The 18,271-nt window shown below is 61.7% G+C and carries 14 protein-coding genes, 1 tRNA gene and 2 pseudogenes; 15 read left to right on the top strand and 2 right to left on the bottom strand.

Annotation, left to right across the window (positions count from 1 at the left end; translation table 11 throughout):
- The first annotated feature begins 12 nt into the window (after window positions 1-12).
- The 6 genes from BCUN_RS06670 (at window position 13) to BCUN_RS06645 (ending at window position 6,140) form a co-directional block, all read left to right on the top strand.
- A complete protein-coding gene (locus BCUN_RS06670; protein WP_033515939.1) occupies window positions 13-597 on the top strand; it encodes an adenine phosphoribosyltransferase in 585 nt (194 codons plus the stop codon).
- A gap of 52 nt (window positions 598-649) precedes the next feature.
- On the top strand, window positions 650-1,846 hold the full coding sequence (sucC, locus tag BCUN_RS06665; RefSeq protein WP_033515937.1) for an ADP-forming succinate--CoA ligase subunit beta: 1,197 nt from the start codon (window positions 650-652) through the stop codon (window positions 1,844-1,846).
- The gene (sucD, locus tag BCUN_RS06660; protein WP_033515935.1) at window positions 1,843-2,754 is read left to right on the top strand and encodes a succinate--CoA ligase subunit alpha; all 912 of its coding nucleotides are present in this window, start codon (window positions 1,843-1,845) and stop codon (window positions 2,752-2,754) included. Before sucC ends, sucD begins: the two co-directional genes overlap by 4 nt.
- Before the next feature lie 11 nt (window positions 2,755-2,765).
- A complete protein-coding gene (locus BCUN_RS06655; protein ID WP_033515933.1) occupies window positions 2,766-4,148 on the top strand; it encodes a cell division protein PerM in 1,383 nt (460 codons plus the stop codon).
- A complete protein-coding gene (purH, locus tag BCUN_RS06650) occupies window positions 4,099-5,712 on the top strand; it encodes a bifunctional phosphoribosylaminoimidazolecarboxamide formyltransferase/IMP cyclohydrolase (protein WP_033515931.1) in 1,614 nt (537 codons plus the stop codon). Before BCUN_RS06655 ends, purH begins: the two co-directional genes overlap by 50 nt.
- Before the next feature lie 137 nt (window positions 5,713-5,849).
- Window positions 5,850-6,140, top strand: a complete 291-nt coding sequence (locus tag BCUN_RS06645) for a hypothetical protein (protein ID WP_033515929.1) — start codon at window positions 5,850-5,852, stop codon at window positions 6,138-6,140.
- Here the strand turns inward: BCUN_RS06645 and BCUN_RS06640 are convergent.
- Window positions 6,096-7,055, bottom strand: a complete 960-nt coding sequence (locus BCUN_RS06640; protein ID WP_051920887.1) for an MIP/aquaporin family protein — start codon at window positions 7,053-7,055, stop codon at window positions 6,096-6,098. The two genes, BCUN_RS06645 and BCUN_RS06640, sit on opposite strands and share 45 nt — an antisense overlap.
- A gap of 178 nt (window positions 7,056-7,233) precedes the next feature.
- Here BCUN_RS06640 and BCUN_RS06635 point away from each other — a divergent pair, with 178 nt between their 5' ends.
- Both BCUN_RS06635 and der read left to right on the top strand, forming a co-directional pair.
- Window positions 7,234-8,007 (top strand): pseudouridine synthase, encoded by a 774-nt coding sequence (locus BCUN_RS06635; protein WP_033515927.1) that lies wholly within the window; start codon window positions 7,234-7,236, stop codon window positions 8,005-8,007.
- Window positions 8,004-10,145, top strand: coding sequence for a bifunctional cytidylate kinase/GTPase Der (gene der, locus BCUN_RS06630; protein ID WP_033515925.1), 2,142 nt, complete (start codon window positions 8,004-8,006; stop codon window positions 10,143-10,145). The genes BCUN_RS06635 and der overlap by 4 nt, the downstream gene beginning before the upstream one ends.
- Window positions 10,146-10,202: 57 nt before the next feature.
- Here the strand turns inward: der and BCUN_RS06625 are convergent.
- Window positions 10,203-10,279 (bottom strand) — tRNA-Pro (locus tag BCUN_RS06625).
- 239 nt (window positions 10,280-10,518) lie between these two features.
- Here BCUN_RS06625 and BCUN_RS06620 point away from each other — a divergent pair.
- The 7 genes and pseudogenes from BCUN_RS06620 (at window position 10,519) to BCUN_RS06595 (ending at window position 18,202) form a co-directional block, all read left to right on the top strand.
- Complete coding sequence (locus BCUN_RS06620; protein ID WP_033515923.1) at window positions 10,519-11,946, top strand: UTP--glucose-1-phosphate uridylyltransferase; 1,428 nt, start codon at window positions 10,519-10,521, stop codon at window positions 11,944-11,946.
- A 143-nt stretch (window positions 11,947-12,089) separates the two neighbouring features.
- Window positions 12,090-12,828: pseudogene (locus BCUN_RS13040) on the top strand (helix-turn-helix transcriptional regulator); the annotation flags it as partial.
- Window positions 12,828-14,012, top strand: a pseudogene (locus BCUN_RS13035) (helix-turn-helix transcriptional regulator); the annotation flags it as partial. The pseudogenes BCUN_RS13040 and BCUN_RS13035, both read left to right, overlap by 1 nt.
- Window positions 14,013-14,039: 27 nt before the next feature.
- Window positions 14,040-14,360, top strand: coding sequence for a hypothetical protein (locus BCUN_RS06610; protein WP_033515918.1), 321 nt, complete (start codon window positions 14,040-14,042; stop codon window positions 14,358-14,360).
- Between the two features lie 82 nt (window positions 14,361-14,442).
- Window positions 14,443-17,022: a DEAD/DEAH box helicase gene (locus tag BCUN_RS06605; protein WP_033515916.1), complete on the top strand. Its 2,580-nt coding sequence runs from the start codon at window positions 14,443-14,445 to the stop codon at window positions 17,020-17,022.
- A gap of 79 nt (window positions 17,023-17,101) precedes the next feature.
- Window positions 17,102-17,449: an RNA polymerase-binding protein RbpA gene (locus BCUN_RS06600; RefSeq protein WP_033515913.1), complete on the top strand. Its 348-nt coding sequence runs from the start codon at window positions 17,102-17,104 to the stop codon at window positions 17,447-17,449.
- Window positions 17,450-17,482: 33 nt separating this feature from the next.
- The gene (locus tag BCUN_RS06595) at window positions 17,483-18,202 is read left to right on the top strand and encodes an HAD hydrolase-like protein (RefSeq protein ID WP_033515911.1); all 720 of its coding nucleotides are present in this window, start codon (window positions 17,483-17,485) and stop codon (window positions 18,200-18,202) included.
- The last annotated feature ends 69 nt before the right edge of the window (window positions 18,203-18,271 follow it).

Below are 18,271 nucleotides of genomic sequence, written 5' to 3'. Positions count from 1 at the left end.
ACCGATCCACCCATGACCGAGCATAACGACATATCCCTGTCCAAGGCGGATCTCATCGATCCCGAGGACGCCCGCTATCTCATCTCACGCATCCGTACCATCGCCGGCTTCCCCGAAAAGGGAATCAATTTCCGGGACATCATGCCGGTGTTCGCCGACCAGCGTGGATTGTCCATCCTCATGGATGCCCTGGTGGCTTCCCTTCCCGTCGCCCCTGACGATTTCGATGCAGTCGCAGGCCTCGAGGCACGGGGCTTCCTTTTCGGCCCCACCTTGGCCAACCGCCTGGACAAGGGATTCATTGCAGTCCGCAAGGCCGGCAAGTTGCCGCCTCCCGTCCGTTCGCAGAGCTATGCGCTCGAATACGGCACGGCGACGGTGGAAATCGAGGAATCGGCCATCCGCGTAGGAGAGCGCGTCCTGGTCGTCGACGACCTCATCGCCACCGGCGGCTCGGCCAGTGCTGCCCGCGATTTGGTCATCGCATGCGGCGGCAAGGTTGCAGGCTTTAGTTTTGTGATGGAACTCGAAGGTCTTGCCGGCATCGCCAAGCTCGGCGGCTATCCGGCGTCCGCCTTGCTCACCATGCCGGCATAGCCCCGGCACGCCTTGGGAGCCTTCGAATACAAGCATTGATGGAGAGGGATTCATGGATCTATACGAGTATCAGGCCCGGGAACTGCTTGAAGAGCAGGGAATCGATACGCCAAGGGCACTGTTCGTGGAGGATGAGGGACAGGTGGCCCAGGCAGCCGAGACCATAGGGATGCCCGTGGTCGTCAAGGCGCAGGTGAAGATCGGCCATCGCGGACAGGCCGGAGGGGTGCGAATCGCCCAGGACCGGAATGCTGCCGTGACCGCGGCGGCGGATATCCTGCCCATGACGATCCACGGCCACCGTGTCAATGGTGTCCTGGTCGCCGAGGCACGCAACATCCTCCATGAGTACTACGTCTCCATTTCCGTGGACAGGGCATCCCGGGACTTCGACGTGCTTGCCACGGCCTCCGGGGGTACCGAGGTCGAGGAAATCGCAAGGGAGCATCCAGAATCCGTCAAGCGCCTGCACATCGGCGCACTCGAGGACTTCGACCTTGAGGCCGCCACCCGAATGGCACGGAGCATCGGCTTCTACCACGCCGACGTCGACCAGGCCGCACAGATCCTGTTGCGCATGTGGCGCTGCTTCAAGGAGAACGATGCGACGCTCGTGGAGATCAATCCGCTGGCCAAGGTCGGCGACCCCGATGATGAGGGATCTAAGTCCCTGTGTGCACTCGATGCGAAGATCTCCCTCGACGACAATGCCGCATACCGACATGATGGGTGGAAAAGGTTCGCGACCGCGCGTGATGCGGATCCCTATGAGGTAAAAGCCCGCGAATTGGGATTGCATTATGTCCACCTCAACGGTCAGGTCGGTGTCATCGGCAATGGTGCAGGACTCGTCATGAGCTCGCTCGACGCAGTCTCCTTTGCCGGCCAGGACCAGGGGACCGGCATCCAGCCAGCCAATTTCCTCGACATCGGCGGTGGTGCCGATGCCGAAGCGATGTGCCGCAGCCTGGAAATCGTGCTGTCCGACCCGCAGGTGGCCTCGGTCTTCATCAATGTGTATGGAGGCATCACCTCCTGCGAGCAGGTGGCATTGGGAATCCTCGAGGCCATGGACGAACTGGGCATCGACAAGCCCATCGTCGTGAGGTTCGACGGCAATGCCGCTCCCGAGGGGCTGCGCATCCTCGAAGAGGCACATCGTTCCAACATCCACATGGCACGGACCATGGAGCAGGCGGCGGCCCAGGCCGCCCGGCTCGCCGCTCAAGATAAGGAGTCGAGCAAGTGAGTGCATTCATCGAGGACGGTGCTCCGGTCATCGTCCAGGGCATGACCGGACACCAGGGCATGACGCATACTGCACGCATGCTCAGGGCAGGCACCAACATCGTAGGCGGCGTCAACCCGCGCAAGGCCGGTACGCAAGTGGCCTTCGAGGTGGATGGCCAGACGGTGGATGTTCCCGTATTCGCGACATGCCAGGACGCAGTGGCGACAACCGGCGCGGTGGCCAGCGTGGTGTTCGTTCCACCGCGCTTCGCGAAGGATGCCGTGGTGGAGGCCGTTGACTCCGGCCTCGGCTTGGTCGTGGTCATCACGGAAGGCATTCCCGTGGCAGACAGCGCCTATTTCGTGGAATTGGCCCAACGACACCACGTGCGCATCGTGGGTCCGAACTGCCCCGGCTTGATGACGTTGCCCGATGAAGGCCATTCCCGCGGCTGCAATCTCGGCATCATCCCCGACGGCATCGTTTCGCGTGGTCCCTTGGGACTGGTCTCGAAGTCGGGTACCCTGACCTATCAGCTCATGGGCGAGCTGGCTGACATCGGCTTCACTGCATGTCTCGGCGCGGGCGGCGATCCCATCGTGGGCACCACCCTGCAGGATGCGTTGGAGGTCTTCGAGGCAGACCCGCACACCAAGGCCGTCATGATGATCGGTGAGATCGGCGGAAGTGCCGAGCAGGACGCTGCCCGTTGGGCCGCCGAGCACATGACCAAGCCCGTCGTGGCCTACATCGCGGGCTTCACGGCGCCCGAAGGCAAGCAGATGGGCCACGCCGGGGCCATCGTCTCGGGAGGCAAGGGAACCGCCCGGGACAAGAAGGAAGCCCTCGAGGCGGTGGGTATCCGCGTCGGAAGAACACCGTCGGAGGCTGCCCGGTTCATGCGTGAGACCTTGTCGACACTGTAGCCGGGATTGCAATGGATCGTCGTCTCATCCTATGGGCCAAGGGAGCCGCGGCCCCTGCGGTCGCGATGTGCATCTTCGCAGTACCCCTCGGTTTGTTCATGGCCTTGGTGCTGCTGGTGGTGGCCATGGAAGAGGGTGGCGCCATATCCACCGGCCTGGCGGTGCCCCTGACCGAGTCCCTGGTGCTCCTGAGTCAAGGGGCCGGGTTCCGGTCAGGTTCGGTCACCGTGACCATTACGCCCCTGTTGCTGACCATGTTGCTCGTCATGCTCATCCGGGCCATTTGCGTAAGGTTCAGGGTACGGGGACGCACCTACCCGCTGGCCGTGTTGGTCTGGGTGGCATTGAATGCCCTGTGTCTGCATGCGAACGGCATGCAGCTGCAAGATGACACCCATGTCGTCCTGATCAAGGCTGCAGCGGTCTTTACGCTGGGCTTCCTGTGGGCGACGGTCCGCCACGCATCATGGTACGACGAAGCGGTGGAATACCTTCATCATCACGTATCGGTCCCTGTCTTCCATGCCTGCACCTGCGGCGTGCGCATGGCGATGTGGCTGGCGGCCGTCCTGTCGTGCTGCGGTCTGGGGGCGGTCATCTCGTGGGTGATTGCGAACCATCGGCAGGTCGCTGACATGTGTGCCACGCTGCACATGCAACACGGATCGGTCGCCGTCATGGTCATCATATCCCTGGCATGGTTGCCGAACCTTGTCCTGTGGGGCATGGCATGGCTTTTCGGAGGCACCTTCCACATAGGGCAGGCAGCCTCCTATTCCCTCGTGGCGGTGCAGCGCCATGCGCTTCCGTCCCTTCCCATCCTGGAGGTGTTCCCGCACGACACCGTCGACGTGCGAATCGCCTCCATGCTCATGGTCATTCCCTTCGCGATGGGTCTCCTGACCGGCATGGTCTCATTGTTGCGCAAACGAGGCTTCGGACTGCGACCTTGGGATACTGACACCTTGAGCTGGCGCACCCTTCTCCTGAAATTCACCTACCCTGCCGGCGCGTTCTGCATCGCATCGGCGGTGTTGTCCGTCATCATGACCCTGCTCTTCCTCTGCTCGGACGGCGACCTGGGGCAGGGGCGCCTTGCATCCGTGGGCGTCGATGTCGCCGCCGCATCCAACGTCGTATCACGGCCAAGCGCACTGGGATTGTGCGTCGCCTGGGGCATCGTGCTGGTGCTTGCCGTGGCCATCTATGCCATACGGCAGGCCACGCACCGCCATGCCCAAGAGTCGTCCGCATCCGCCATCCATACGGATGCGAACCAGGAAGAGAAGCAGGGGTTCACCCCACGAACGGTGAATTCCACCCCACAACCAAAGGAGAAGCAAGGTGACGACGAATCGACCCATACGACGGGCCTTGGTGTCCGTCTTCCATAAAGAAGGCATCGAAACCCTCGCTGATGCATTCATCGCTGCCGGTACCGAAGTGGTGTCCACCGGTTCGACGGCTGCCAGGCTGGCGAAACTCGGTGTCAAAGTCACGGAAGTATCCCAAGTGACTGGCTTCCCGGAATGCCTCGATGGCCGTGTCAAGACGCTCGACCCGCACATCCATGCCGGAATCCTCGCCGATATGGCCAATCCCGACCATGCACGTCAGCTCAAGGAGTTTGGCATCGAACCCTTCGACCTGGTGGTCGTGAACCTGTATCCCTTCGCCGACACGGTGCGTTCGGGGGCCGACGAGGATGCAGTGATCGAGAAGATCGACATCGGGGGACCCTCCATGGTGCGTGGCGCCGCCAAGAACAGCTCCACCGTCGCCGTCATCACCGACCCCGACGACTATGCCCTGGTTGCACGGCGCATCGAAGACGGCACGGGATTCTCGCTCGAGGAACGCCGCTGGCTTGCCGGCAAGGCCTTTGCCCACACCGCAGCCTACGACGCCACCATCGGCGAATGGACGGCGGCACACTGGGCCAGACCGGACTCCATCGCCCGGGACGCCGGGGACGCTCCTGGGACGGCATTCCCGAACGTTCTCACCCGTACCTGGAACCGTGGCAACGTACTGCGTTACGGCGAGAACCCCCATCAGGACGCCGCGCTCTACGTCGACCCGTTGGACGCCTATGGATTCGCCAATGCGGAGCAGCTGGGCGGCAAGCCGATGAGCTACAACAACTATGTCGATGCGGATGCCGCATGGCGCGCGGTCTGGGATTTCGCCCCGCAGATTGCGGTGGCCGTCGTCAAGCACAACAATCCCTGCGGCCTTGCGGTCGGGGCCACCGTGGCCGAAGCCCACCGCAAGGCACATGCCTGCGACCCGGTCAGTGCGTACGGTGGTGTCATCGCCTCTAACGACACCGTGACCCTCGAACTGGCGCAGAACATCCATCACATCTTCACGGAAGTCATCGTGGCGCCCGACTATGAGCCGGAAGCCGTGGACTTTCTCAAGGCACACAAGAAGAACCTGCGTATCCTCAAGGTGAACGAACCGCCCCACAGCAGGATGCAACTGCGCCAGATCAATGGAGGCTTGCTGGTACAGTCCACTGACCTGATCGATGCACCGGGGGATAGTCCGTCTGCGTGGCAGCTCGTGGCAGGCGAGGCCGCCGATGAGGACACGCTCAGGGAATTGGAGTTCGCCTGGCGTGCCATCCGTTGCGTGAAATCCAATGCCATCCTCCTGGCACGCGACATGGCGACTGTCGGCATCGGCATGGGGCAGGTCAATCGCGTAGACTCCGCGAACCTTGCAGTGGAGCGGGCCAACACGCTCGATGACTGCAGGAACCGCACCGAAGGTGCCGTGGCTGCCTCCGACGCCTTCTTCCCCTTCGCGGATGGCGCGGAAATCCTGATTGATGCCGGGGTGAAGGCCATCGTCCAGCCCGGCGGTTCCATCCGTGACGAGGAAGTGTTCGAGGCAGCCCGCAAGGCCAACGTCACCATGTACGTGACCGGCACACGCCATTTCTTCCACTGAGTCCTTTTCCCAGCATAGGACGGGGGCTCCCTCCCGCCAACCATATGATATGGTTGGCGGGAGGGAGCCCCCGTCCTATGCTGGGAAAAGGACTCAGTGGGATTCGCCTGCTGACCATGCCGAACCAAGGAGCAGCCATGTCGAACCGTCACCCATTCGTGTCCGAGCGTCGGGAGGGAAGACCTTGGTTCGAGTGGACCGTTGCGGCCGTCACCGCCGCCAGTGCGCTCATCGCCTTCCTTGGATGCACGATGGCCGCCACGGTCATGTTGGCTGTGGCGGCCATCGGCAGCGGGGCAATCCGGATTGTCCTGAAGGACGCAAGCCCCTGGAAGGTCAGGTCGTGCGCATTCGATGCCGCATGCGGCATCGGAATCGGCGTCCTACTCCTGATGCTCTACGTCGGCATCCTCCTGCTCGACCACTGAGTGCGAGGAACCATCGCTGTATTCCACGGCCATCAGGGTCTCATTGCCATCCGGGACGTCCCGGCCGTCCATGCCGTCTTCCAGCATGGCGGCCTCGGCCACATCGCTCGTCTCGCCCTCGTCCTTGTTGGAGGCGAGCAGCTGTGCCACGATGATCACCAAGGCGACCAGTGCAGCAGCCAGGATGGAGCTCACCCAGAACACCCAGAGCTGGGCGAGCGGCTCGACCTCCAGCCCCTTGCCCTGGGCGAAGATCGCAATGCCGGTCGCACGGATAGGGTTGACCGCACCATTGGTCACCGGGAAGGCCATGGCCGTGGCGGCCGCATAGGCAAGGCCCATGGTCACCGTATGTGAACGGGTGGGGGACCCGTCTCCCTTCATCGACTGCAGTGCCGCAGCGACCACGATCGCGGAGGCGATGAGCTCGATGATGATGGCCATGGCGATGCCATAGGTCATGCCGTACTGGTTGAGGTACATGTACGACAGGGAGCCCTGATCGAAGCCATTGACGGCGAGCATGTACCATTGGCTGGAAGGCACCGCGTCAGCGGTCGGCAACATGAAGGACAGCAGGCCGCCGGCGCAGATCGCGCCAAGCACCTGGGCCACGATGTAGCCAAAGCCCTCCAGCACCTTGGTCTTGGAAGTGAGCATGGCGGCCACGGTCACGGCCGGGTTGAACTGTCCGCCCGAGATCTTGCCGAAGATGGCCGTCACGGCCGCGTACACCACACCTGCGCCCAGCGCAAGATAGGCGAGGTTCACGGAAAAGAAGAGCGTTCCGAAGGTGCTCATGATGTAGATGGCGAAGCAGATGAACAGGCTTCCCACGAATTCGGCCCCCAGGCGCGCCCACAAGCCGTGCGCCGGCTTGGTGGACGGCGTTGCGTTGGTCTCAACAGCAGTCATGTTTTTCCTTTGACTTGTCCTCGTATTCCCACGGGTCACCCCATGGAGGACCGCATGTTCGACGGTCACGCTGTACAATACTAGGAAGTGGTCACATGCCCGTGCCACTGCCAGGCGGCAGCGGCACGGGCATGTGTCCCCGTTTTGGATACATCACTACGGCCACGTTGGGAGAACGATGCCACACGCATACAGCCAAGCCAAGAAGACGCACGAGACGTCTGACGAAGGAATCCGCCTGCAGAAACTGCTGGCGCAGGCGGGATTCGGTTCCCGCCGCAAATGCGAGGAAATGATCACGGACGGCCGTGTGGAGGTCAATGGCGAATTGGTCACCACCCTCGGCACACGAGTCGATCCCAAGACCCAGGAGGTGCGTGTGGACGGTTCGCGCATCCGCCTGAACCCGAACCATGTCACGTTGGCACTCAACAAGCCCCGCAAGGTGCTCTCCGCCATGGAGGATCCCAAGGGGAGGTTCACCCTCCGGGACATCGTCGGCGACAAGTACGAGCGCATCTTCCACATGGGGCGACTCGACTATGAATCGGAGGGCCTGATCCTCATGACCAATGACGGGGAGCTCTCACAGCACGTCATGCATCCGAGGTACGAAGTGGAGAAGACCTACATCGTCACCTTGCAAGGCAAGATGAGCGGAACAGTGTGCCGGCGCCTGATCCGTACCGGCGTACAGCTCGACGACGGATGGATCAAGCTCGACCACTGCTCGATCATCGATTCCAACCGGGACACCACCATCGTCAAGGTCACCCTGCATTCCGGCAAGAACCGCATCGTGCGCCGCATCTTCGGCGCCATCGGGTTCCCGGTGAAGCGCCTGGTCCGTACGCAGATCGGCCCCATCAAGCTGGGGGACATCAAGCCGGGGTCCTACCGCGTGCTTTCCCAGGCCGAGGTCCGTTCCCTGTCGAAGGCGGTGGGACTGTGATTCGCATCGCCATCGACGGCCCCGCCGGCGTGGGCAAGTCCTCCACGGCCAAGGCACTGGCCCGGTATTATGAACTGGCATACCTCGACACCGGCGCGATGTACCGTGCCGCGACCTGGTGGTGCATGCACCGCGGCATCGACCTGGATGCCGGACAACCCGACGAAAGGCTCATCACTGAGACCGTGGCCGAGTTGTTCACGCAGGGGCATTTCGACATCAACACCGATCCGGGCGCCCCGGACAGCGAGCGCGTGTTCTGCGACAACGAGAACATCAGTGAGGCGATCCGTTCGAGTGAGGTGAGTTCGCACGTGTCGGTGGTCTCATCAATCATCCCGGTACGGCACCTGTTGATTGCCGCGCAGCGTGCATATATCGCCGAGGAGTGCGCCGAGCATTCCTTCTCCGAAGGCAGGGGCATCGTGGCGGAGGGGCGTGACATCACGGACGTGGTCGCCCCGAATGCCGAGGTGCGCATCCTGCTGACCGCCCGTGACGATGTGCGCCAGGCACGCCGTGAGCGTCAGGCGAAGGCAGGCAGGGCCGGCGCGGAGGATGTCTCCGCGCGGGATGCCTTGGATGCGAAGGTCACCAATTTCATGGTTGCTCCTGACGGTGTGGCCACGATCGACAACTCGGAGCTCACGTTCGAGCAGACGCTCGACGTGATGATCGGATTGGTGGACGACGCCATCGAGGAAAAAGAATATGCCGAATATGCCGCGAATCTCGAGGGCTATGAACTGGACGAGGCCGATGAGGCCCTGATCGACGGCTCCTCTTTCCAGGATGCCGAGCGTCTGTCCGGTCCCAAGCAGGTCGGCGTCCTGGCCGTGGTGGGACGACCGAACGTGGGCAAGTCGACTCTGGTGAACCGTATCTTGGGACGCCGTGCAGCCGTGGTGGAGGACACTCCAGGCGTCACCCGCGACCGGGTGAGCTACGATGCTGAATGGGCAGGCGTGGATTTCAAGCTGGTCGATACCGGGGGTTGGGAGGCAGACGTCGAAGGCATCGACTCGGCCATCGCCTCGCAGGCCCAGATAGCGGTGCAGCTGGCGGATGGGGTGGTGTTCGTGGTGGATGGGCAGGTAGGCCTGACCGCCACTGACGAACGCATCGTACGCATGCTGCGTTCCGCCGGCAAACCGGTGGTCCTGGCGGTGAACAAGTCGGATGACCAGGCTGGCGAGTACATGGCTTCCGAATTCTGGAAACTGGGGCTGGGGGAGCCGTACCCGATTTCGGCTCTCCATGGCAGGGGCGTGGGGGATCTGCTCGACGCGGCCGTGGACGCCTTGGAGCATGCGGAGCACACCTCGGGGTTCATGACGCCGGATGGCTTGCGTCGTGTGGCCTTGGTGGGCCGTCCGAACGTGGGCAAGTCCTCGCTGCTCAATCAACTGGCGCATGCGGAGCGTGCAGTGGTCAATGACCTGGCCGGCACGACGCGTGATCCCGTCGACGAAATCGTGGACATCGATGGCCAGGATTACCTGTTCATCGATACCGCAGGCATCAAACGTCGGCAGCACAAGCTGTCAGGTGCGGAATACTATTCGTCCCTGCGCACGCAGGCAGCCATCGAACGCGCCGAACTGGCCCTGGTGCTGTTCGATGCGTCGGTACCGATTTCGGATCAGGATCTCAAGGTGATGAGCACGGCCGTGGATGCAGGACGTGCCGTGGTACTGGTGTTCAACAAGTGGGACCTGATGGATGAGTTCGATCGCCAACGCATGGAACGGCTGTGGAAGACCGAGTTCGATCGGGTGACCTGGGCCCAGCGGGTGAACCTGTCGGCCAAGACCGGCTGGCACACGAACCGCCTTGCCAAGGCGATGGAGACTGCCTTGCAGTCGTGGGACACGCGTATCCCGACCGGCAAGCTCAACGCCTTCCTGGGCAAGATCCAGGCCGCGCACCCGCACCCCTTGCGTGGCGGCAAGCAACCGCGGATCCTCTTCGCGACCCAGGCATCGAGCCGGCCACCGCGATTCGTCATCTTCGCGACCGGCTTCCTGGAGCATGGGTACAGGCGCTTCCTGGAGCGTTCCCTGCGCGAGGAGTTCGGTTTCGAAGGTTCTCCGATCCAGATCTCGGTGAATGTTCGGGAGAAGAAAAAGCGGAAGTGATTCATTGGCATAATGAATCGGGCTTCCCCGCCTTGGCGGGGAAGCCCGATTTCCCTGTGGTCGGACCAGCGGGATTTGAACCCGCGACCCCTTGACCCCCAGTCAAGTGCGCTACCAAACTGCGCTATGGTCCGAACGGTGTTTTCACACCGAGAAAAGAATATAGCAGATGGCCGGGAAAAATGCATCCTCTCGTCGTGTCGCGCCGAAAATCGGTATGTTTCCGCCATTTCTCGTCCCTCATCCAGGGGCGTGGCGACGCAACCGACCCACGATGGGGGACTTGCCGGTCCCGTTTGCGCACTGCCATGCCCCGGGACGGCGTACACTGGGTTACGGCATGAAGCCTCATATGAGAAAGGGACACATCCGCATGGCTGACGAATTTGAGCGTTCCGCGCACAAGATGCGCGACGCCGGCATGAGCGACACCGCCATTGCGCAATTCAGGCATCTGTACGACGTGTGGCGCAACGAGGACGACACGAGCTGGGTCCGTGAGGAGGACGTGGAGCCCATCACCGACATCCCCAGTTTCCACGATGTCTACGAAACCATCAACCACGACAAGGCCGTGGACGCCTTCTCCAAGACCGCCTTCCTCAAGCTCAACGGGGGCCTGGGCACCTCCATGGGCCTCGACTGCGCCAAGTCGTTGCTGCCGGTACGGCGCCACAAGGCCAAGCCGATGCGTTTCATCGACATCATCCTCGGCCAGGTCATCACCACACGGGAAAGGCTCGGGGTCGCGCTTCCCCTGACCCTCATGAATTCCTTCCGCACAGCGCAGGACACCATGGCCGTGCTGGCCAAGAACCGTCATTTCATTCAGGATGACATCCCCGTCGAGATCATCCAGCATGTCGAACCCAAGATTGACGAGGCCACCGGAGAACCGGTCAGCTGGCCGCAGGACCCGTCCCTCGAATGGTGTCCGCCGGGCCATGGCGACCTGTATTCCACGTTGTACGAATCGGGACTGCTTGACATCCTGGAGGAGCATGGGTTCAAGTATCTGTTCATCTCCAATTCGGACAATCTCGGTGCGCGTCCTTCGCGCACCTTGGCGCAACATTTCGAGAACACCGGCGCCCCGTTCATGATCGAAGTGGCCCAACGCACCGAGGCTGACCGCAAGGGCGGCCATATCGTCCGCGACAAGTCCACCGGGCGCCTCATGCTGCGTGAGATGACGCAGGTCCATCCCAACGACCGGGCGGCGGCCATGGACATCCATGCACACCCGTATTTCAACACCAACAACATCTGGGTGCGCATCGACGCATTGCGCAGGAAACTCGAGGATTTCCACGGGGTCCTGCCCTTGCCGGTGATCCGCAACCACAAGACGGTCGACCCGACCGACCCGGCCTCGACGCCGGTCCTGCAACTGGAGACCGCCATGGGTTCCGCCGTGAGCCTGTTCAACGGTGCCATCTGCGTGGAGGTCGACCGCATGAGGTTCCTGCCGGTGAAAACCACCGACGACCTGTTCATCATGCGTTCGGATCGTTTCCACCTGACCGATTCCTACGAGATGGAGGACGGTGACTACCATTTCCCGACAGTTACCCTGGATGAGCGTTTCTACAAGAACATCCACGACTTCGACGAGCGGTTCCCCTATGGCGTCCCTTCGATTGCGGCAGCCGCTTCCTTCACCGTGGCCGGGGACTGGACCTTCGGACGCAATGTCTCACTGTTCGGCCACGCCGTCCTGGAGGACACCGGAAAGCCGAATTACGTGCCGAACGGAGAGTACGTGGGACCACAAGGCATCGAGCCTGACGAGTGGATGTAGGTTGTTCGCGGTTCAGGGAAAATCAGATTTTTTTTGATTTTTGGCAATGTACCGCGCAAAAACCATCTATCATGGAACAATGAACTGTGCAGGGAGAGCCTCCATGCACACCTAGGACCAACGATATTGAACCGTGAGGACTAATGGCAGAGGGTAGTAACGGAAGGCGCCGCTTTTCGGACAAGTGGGGCAAGCATGAACTCGATGTGCTGGCAGTATTGTCGTCCGCTTTTCCGCAATGGCTCACATCGCGACAGATCGCCCAACGTGTCAAGGCGTACGCCGACTCGTACGGGGAGCTTGCAGACCAGGCGGCCAAGGCCGCTTTCGCGAAGCAATTCCAGCGTGACCGCGCCAAGCTCGCCGCCATGGGCATTGCCATCGAATCCCGCCAGCCCGAGTATTCCTCGAAATCAGAGGGACAGGACTTCGCTTCCTATCGTCTGCAGCTCGGTGACGAGCCTCGCATCCGTCTGAGGTTCCGCCCCGAGGACATGCCCGTACTGGCGGCGGCGAACTACCTGGCCCGCTCCATGTCGATTTCCTCGGCCCCCGCCCAGCCCCAGCACATCTCACGCACTGCGCCGAGGGTCCCCCAGACGCCCATCCCGGGCCTAGGGCTTGACTCGATTGCCCCGGGACTGGGAACGCAGCACATCCCCGAGAACCTGGTCAGGGAAGTGGATTCGCGCCGTTTCGCTGCGACCGTCGCAGTGGATGATGGCGAACACATCAATGTCGCCTACAGCGATGCCGACGACCTGGCCATGTTCGTCCTGGAGCACCCGAACTCCTCCATCGTCAGTCCGCCGGAAGCCGTCGACGCATTCCGCAGGCGCCTCCATGCCGCGACGCAGTTCCAGCTGGCCGACGATTCACTCAATCCGATGACCGCGAAGGTCGCTGCCACCTCGCTTGAGTCCGATGACGAGGAAGATGAGGAGATGTCCGGCAAGGGGCACCAGAAGAAAAGCTCCTTCCAGACAGGCAGCGAGGTGGATCGCCGCCTGCGACTCATGCTGTTCCTCTCTGCACATCTCGGTGAGGAGTATTCGTTGCCTGAATTGGCGACCCGTTTCATCGGCAAGCCGAAGAACGATGATGAGATGAAGAAGCATGTCTCCACCATCCACAAGGACATCAACACCCTCACCACCGTCTCCGATGACGGGGAAATGGCAGGAAGCCAATTCTTCGACATTGACTGGTCACTGCTCGACGCCGAAGGGATCGTGTCCGCCACGAACTCGCTCGGCTTGGAGCGCTTGGCCGGCATCTCGCCGCAATACATGAGCATGCTGACCGCATCGGTGAACTACCTGGCCCACGCCTCGATTCTGCCGTTGGAGCAGCGTATGCAGGCACAGGACCTGTACCAGCGTCTGGTGAAGCATGTGGCACCGGGGGAGACCCCATGGGTGAGCTTGACTGGATACGAGCTTGAACCGCACTCCATGCCTACCGTCAAGAAGGCCATCAGCGACCATGCGTTGCTCAACATGGAGTACCGGGATGGTTCCGGACGTGTGCTCCACCGGTTGGTCGCACCGTCCAAGATCTATGCGGACGAAGGTGTGTATTATGCCGCCATGTGGACGGACGTCGCAGAGTATGCCCCCGAGGAGCTGCAGGAATTCGTGCACAAGGATACCACGCTCAACAAGGCGACCGGCGAGCCGCGCATCTGGCAGAACATCCGTATCGCCCGCATCGAGAAGGCCGACATCGTCAGTCCCGTGAAGCCATTGGACATTCCCGACGTGTCTGTCAGCGAACTGCGCAAGTGGGTCATCGACACCGCCACGCCCGCCGTGTTCATCACGGACCAGCCTCACCTGCAGTTCATCCGCACGCTGCCCGACGCGGACGTCGAACCCTGTGGCGAGGGGGAGAAGGTGCACCTGTACGTACAGTCCGACTCGTGGTTCGTTGCCTTCTGCATCGCCCATGCGCGGCATATCCTGGCAGTGGCTCCCGAGACCCTGCGGAGCATGGTGGTGGCCCGTGCGGAACGTGAACTGAGTGTTTCCGAGCTGACGGTCGGCCGCGAGGAACCGCAGGACTGATCCTGCGCCAAGAAAGGGAGTGATTCCATGCCCTGGTGGGTTTGGCTGGTTTTGGCATTGTTCATGCTTGCCATGTTCGTTGCCGGCGTTGTCTATGCCGTCCTGCACGGCATCCGTGCCATGAAGACCGTCTCTCCGGTCGGGCGCCGGATATCCGAGCGGCTCGATGCCATGTCCCACAGTGACTATCCGACGGATTCGGACACGCAACGGGCCATCTTCACCGAGCCCCTGCGTGTCGCCGCCGACCGCTATGCGGATGCACACGCCGTGGTGGTGGAACGGAGGGAACGCCGCCAGGACCGGTATGCGCGACAATGGGCGCACTGGTCGCACTTCAACGAGTAAACGCGAAAGTGGTTGGCCCGGACGGGGCCAACCACTTTCCATATCAGCGGCGGCAAGCCGCAGGAACAAGGTAGAAACCAACATGACACGACATCGCAAGCATGCCCCGAAGACTGCGGGGGAGGAGAACGAGCAGCGTTCCCCCGCGCAGCGCTATGCCGATTTCGAACGCCTCAAGCGGAGGCGTTCCTCCATCGCGGCCAAGTTCGCCCAGACGCTTCCCTTCGAACTCGATACATTCCAGCAAGAGGCCAACGAGGCACTGGAGTCCGGGTCCAACGTACTCGTTGCCGCGCCGACCGGCGCCGGCAAGACCGTCGTGGCGGACTTCGCGGTCTATCTGGCGCAACAGCAGGATGCAAAGGCCTTCTACACCACGCCGATCAAGGCGCTGAGCAACCAGAAATACCATGACTTGGTGGAATTGTATGGCCCCGACAAGGTAGGGCTGCTCACCGGCGATACCTCCATCAACTCCGAAGCCGATATCGTGGTCATGACCACCGAGGTGCTGCGCAACATGCTTTATGAGCATTCAAGCACCCTGGAGGCCCTGCGTTACGTGGTCCTCGACGAGGTGCATTACCTGGCTGACCGTTTTCGTGGGCCGGTCTGGGAGGAGGTCATCATCCACCTGCCGAAGACCGTGAAGATCGTCGGATTGTCTGCAACCGTATCGAACGTGGAGGATTTCGCCGAATGGATCGGCTCGGTGCGAGGCGACACACGGCTGGTCGTGTCGGAACATCGTCCCGTGCCGCTGGAACAGTACGTCATGGTGCAGAAGGACCCGCGGACCGAACCCGAACTCTTCGAGCTGTACCGCCATGACGACTATGGCCAGGCCACCGGCAAACCCAACGCCCGCCTCGGCGCACGCCTCGAGGAATTCGACCATGCGGCGATGCGCCGATCCGGCAAACGTCACCAAGGTCATGGACGTGGCCGCCAGCCAGACAGGGGAGCGCGCCGTGTGGAACGATACCTGCCCAAGCGCTGGGCGGTGGTCGACGAGCTCAACTTCCTGCACATGCTTCCCGCCATCTATTTCATCTTCTCCCGGACTGGCTGTGATGACGCGGTCGACCAATGCCTGGATGCCGGACTGAGGCTTACCACGGAGGACGAAGCCCTGCGCGTCCGCCAGATCGTGGACGACATGGTCGCGGGACAACTGACGCACGATGACCTGCACACCTTGCGCTTCACCCAGTTCCGCCACGCACTCGAGGAAGGATTCGCGGCCCACCACGCCGGCATGATCGCCCTCTTCAAGCAAATCGTGGAACGACTGTTCGAAGAGGGGTTGGTCAAGGTGGTCTTTGCCACGGAGACCCTGGCCTTGGGCATCAACATGCCGGCACGCAGCGTGGTCATCGAGAAGCTCGAGAAATACGACGGTACCGGCATAGTGCCGCTGACGCCGGGGGAGTACACCCAATTGACCGGCAGGGCCGGCCGACGCGGCATCGACACCATCGGCAATGCCATCGTCGTGGACCATCGGGGATTCAAGCCGACCACGGCAGTCGCCCTTTCCAGCAGACGTGTCTACCCATTGCATTCCAGCTTCAAGCCGACCTTCAACATGGCCGTCAACTTGTTGAGCACCAGCGACTACGAGGTGGCACGCACCACGCTTGACCATTCGTTCGCCCAATGGGAGGCGAACGAATCCATGTGGCAGATCGAGGCGCGTATCCAATCGCTGCAGAAGGCCATTGCAGGCTATGAGGAGGCCATGGACTGCGAGTATGGCGATTTCACGGAGCTGTTGCGCATCCGCATGGAATTGTCCGATTTGCAGAAGAATGAGCGAAGGCGCCTCAAGCATGAGAATTTCGCTTCCAATGAGGACAAGTCACGGGCATTCCGCCGACTCGATGCCCGTATCGCCAAGCTCAAGGCCTTGGAGCACGACCATCCTGCCAAGTCCTGTCCGGATTATGCGCAGCACATGAAGTGGGGACATCGCTGGATCCGGGAGACCAAGGAGCTCCAACGCCTGCGTGAGCGTGTGGATTCAAGGACCGGTTCGGTTGCACGCCAGTTCGACCGCATCTGCGGCGTGCTCGAACGGCTGGATTACCTGGTCAGGGATGACACCCACGGCATGCTCGATTATCGTCTGACCGAGCACGGCCAGCTCCTGCGCCGGCTGTACAGCGAACGTGACCTGGTGCTGGCCCAGGCAATCACCATGGGCATTCTCGACGATCTCGACGCCGCACAGCTCGCAGCCTTGATCTCATCGTTGCTCTATGAGGCACGACGCGGCGAGGGGGGTTCCCCCCGGCGCTATCCCGGCGGCCCGCACGGCATACTGGCGCAACGGGCCCGGGAGATGCAGGAGCTGGACGAGGACATCCGTGCGCTGTGTGAATCCTCTGGCATCACCAGCCTGCTGCAGCCCCTCGATTTCGGCATCGTCGACGTCATCCATGACTGGACAAATGGCGATTCACTGGCCGAAGTGCTCGAACATAGCGACATGACGGGCGGCGACTTCGTCCGCAACGCCAAGCGTCTCGCCGATGTCCTCCAGCAGATCGCAGTCGCCGAACCCTATCTGGGAGCTGGACATGACAGCCTGGCGGCGCGGGCCCATGAGGCCTTCCTCAGCGTGAACCGCGGCATCGTGGCGTATTCGGGAGTCGACTGACCGATCCGCACGGAATAAACGTCACGTCCGAACTGTTTTGTAGCTTGGAAGAGTTCTTGTTTTAAGGGAGGCATACACCATGGCCGAACGTAGCCTGCGCGGCATGAGCATTGGCGCAAAATCTCTGGAATCCGACAACAATGTCGATCTTGCGGCACGCACGGAAGTCGCCTACATCTGTCCGAAGAACCACCGCACCATCCTGCCTTTCGCGGAAGGGGCGGAGATCCCGAACGAGTGGGAATGCCGCTGTGGCGCCACCGCACATCGGGAGAACGACGCCGAGGGCGGCACTGACGAGATCACCAAGCCGACACGCACCCATTGGGACATGCTCATGGAACGCCGCACGGAGGATGAGCTCAAAACGCTGCTGGACAAGCGTCTGCAGATGCATCGTGACGGCTGGTTCCCGGACTACGAGTGATTTGAACGATCCGACGATAGGGAAGAGGATCCCATGACTTTGGAACATCCCCAACGCGTGATGCTACTGGACCTTGACGGCACGTTGACCAAGTCCGATCCGGGCATCATCGCGTGTGTCATCAAGGCATTCGAGGCCGTCGGCGTGCCGGTACCGGACGACGCGGCGCTCCAGCGCTTCATCGGGCCCGCCATCTTCGAGTCCATGCGGCTCAACCATATTCCGGAGGACAAGCTCGAGGAAGCGGTACACGTATACCGCCATTACTACGGGGACGCCGCGGTGTTCGACGACCCGAACAATCCGGGCCAGAAGGTTCCCGGACGCCTGTACAACACGCTGTATGCCGGCATTCCCGAACAATTGGGAGAACTCCGCAAGCAGGGATATTACCTGGCAGTGGCCACGTGCAAGCCTGAATACCAGGCCAAGCCGGTATGCGACCATTTCCATCTGACGGAACTGGTGGATGGCGTGTACGGTGCCAGTGAGGACAACTCCCGGGTGGACAAGGAATCGGTCATCCGGTACGCCTTCGATCGCATCGGCTTCGACCCGGAGCAAGGCGACCGAGCGCTCATGGTCGGTGATCGTTGGACGGATGTCGACGGCGCCAAGGCCTGCGGGCTGGATTGCCTTGGGTGCGGCTGGGGCTATGCCGAGCCGAACGAATTGGTGGAGCATGGCGCCTATCGTGTCATCGACCACGTCGGCGAATTGGATGCCGCAGTAAACGAATACTTCGCTGCATGAGCCACCGAGGACCATGTTGGAGAGGACCCGGAAACCTTGGCTTCCGGGTCCTCTCCAACAATGATGCCC

The organism is Bifidobacterium cuniculi, assembly GCF_000741575.1.
GTDB lineage: Bacteria > Actinomycetota > Actinomycetes > Actinomycetales > Bifidobacteriaceae > Bifidobacterium > Bifidobacterium cuniculi.
This window is presented reverse-complemented; position numbering and strand designations above follow the sequence as displayed.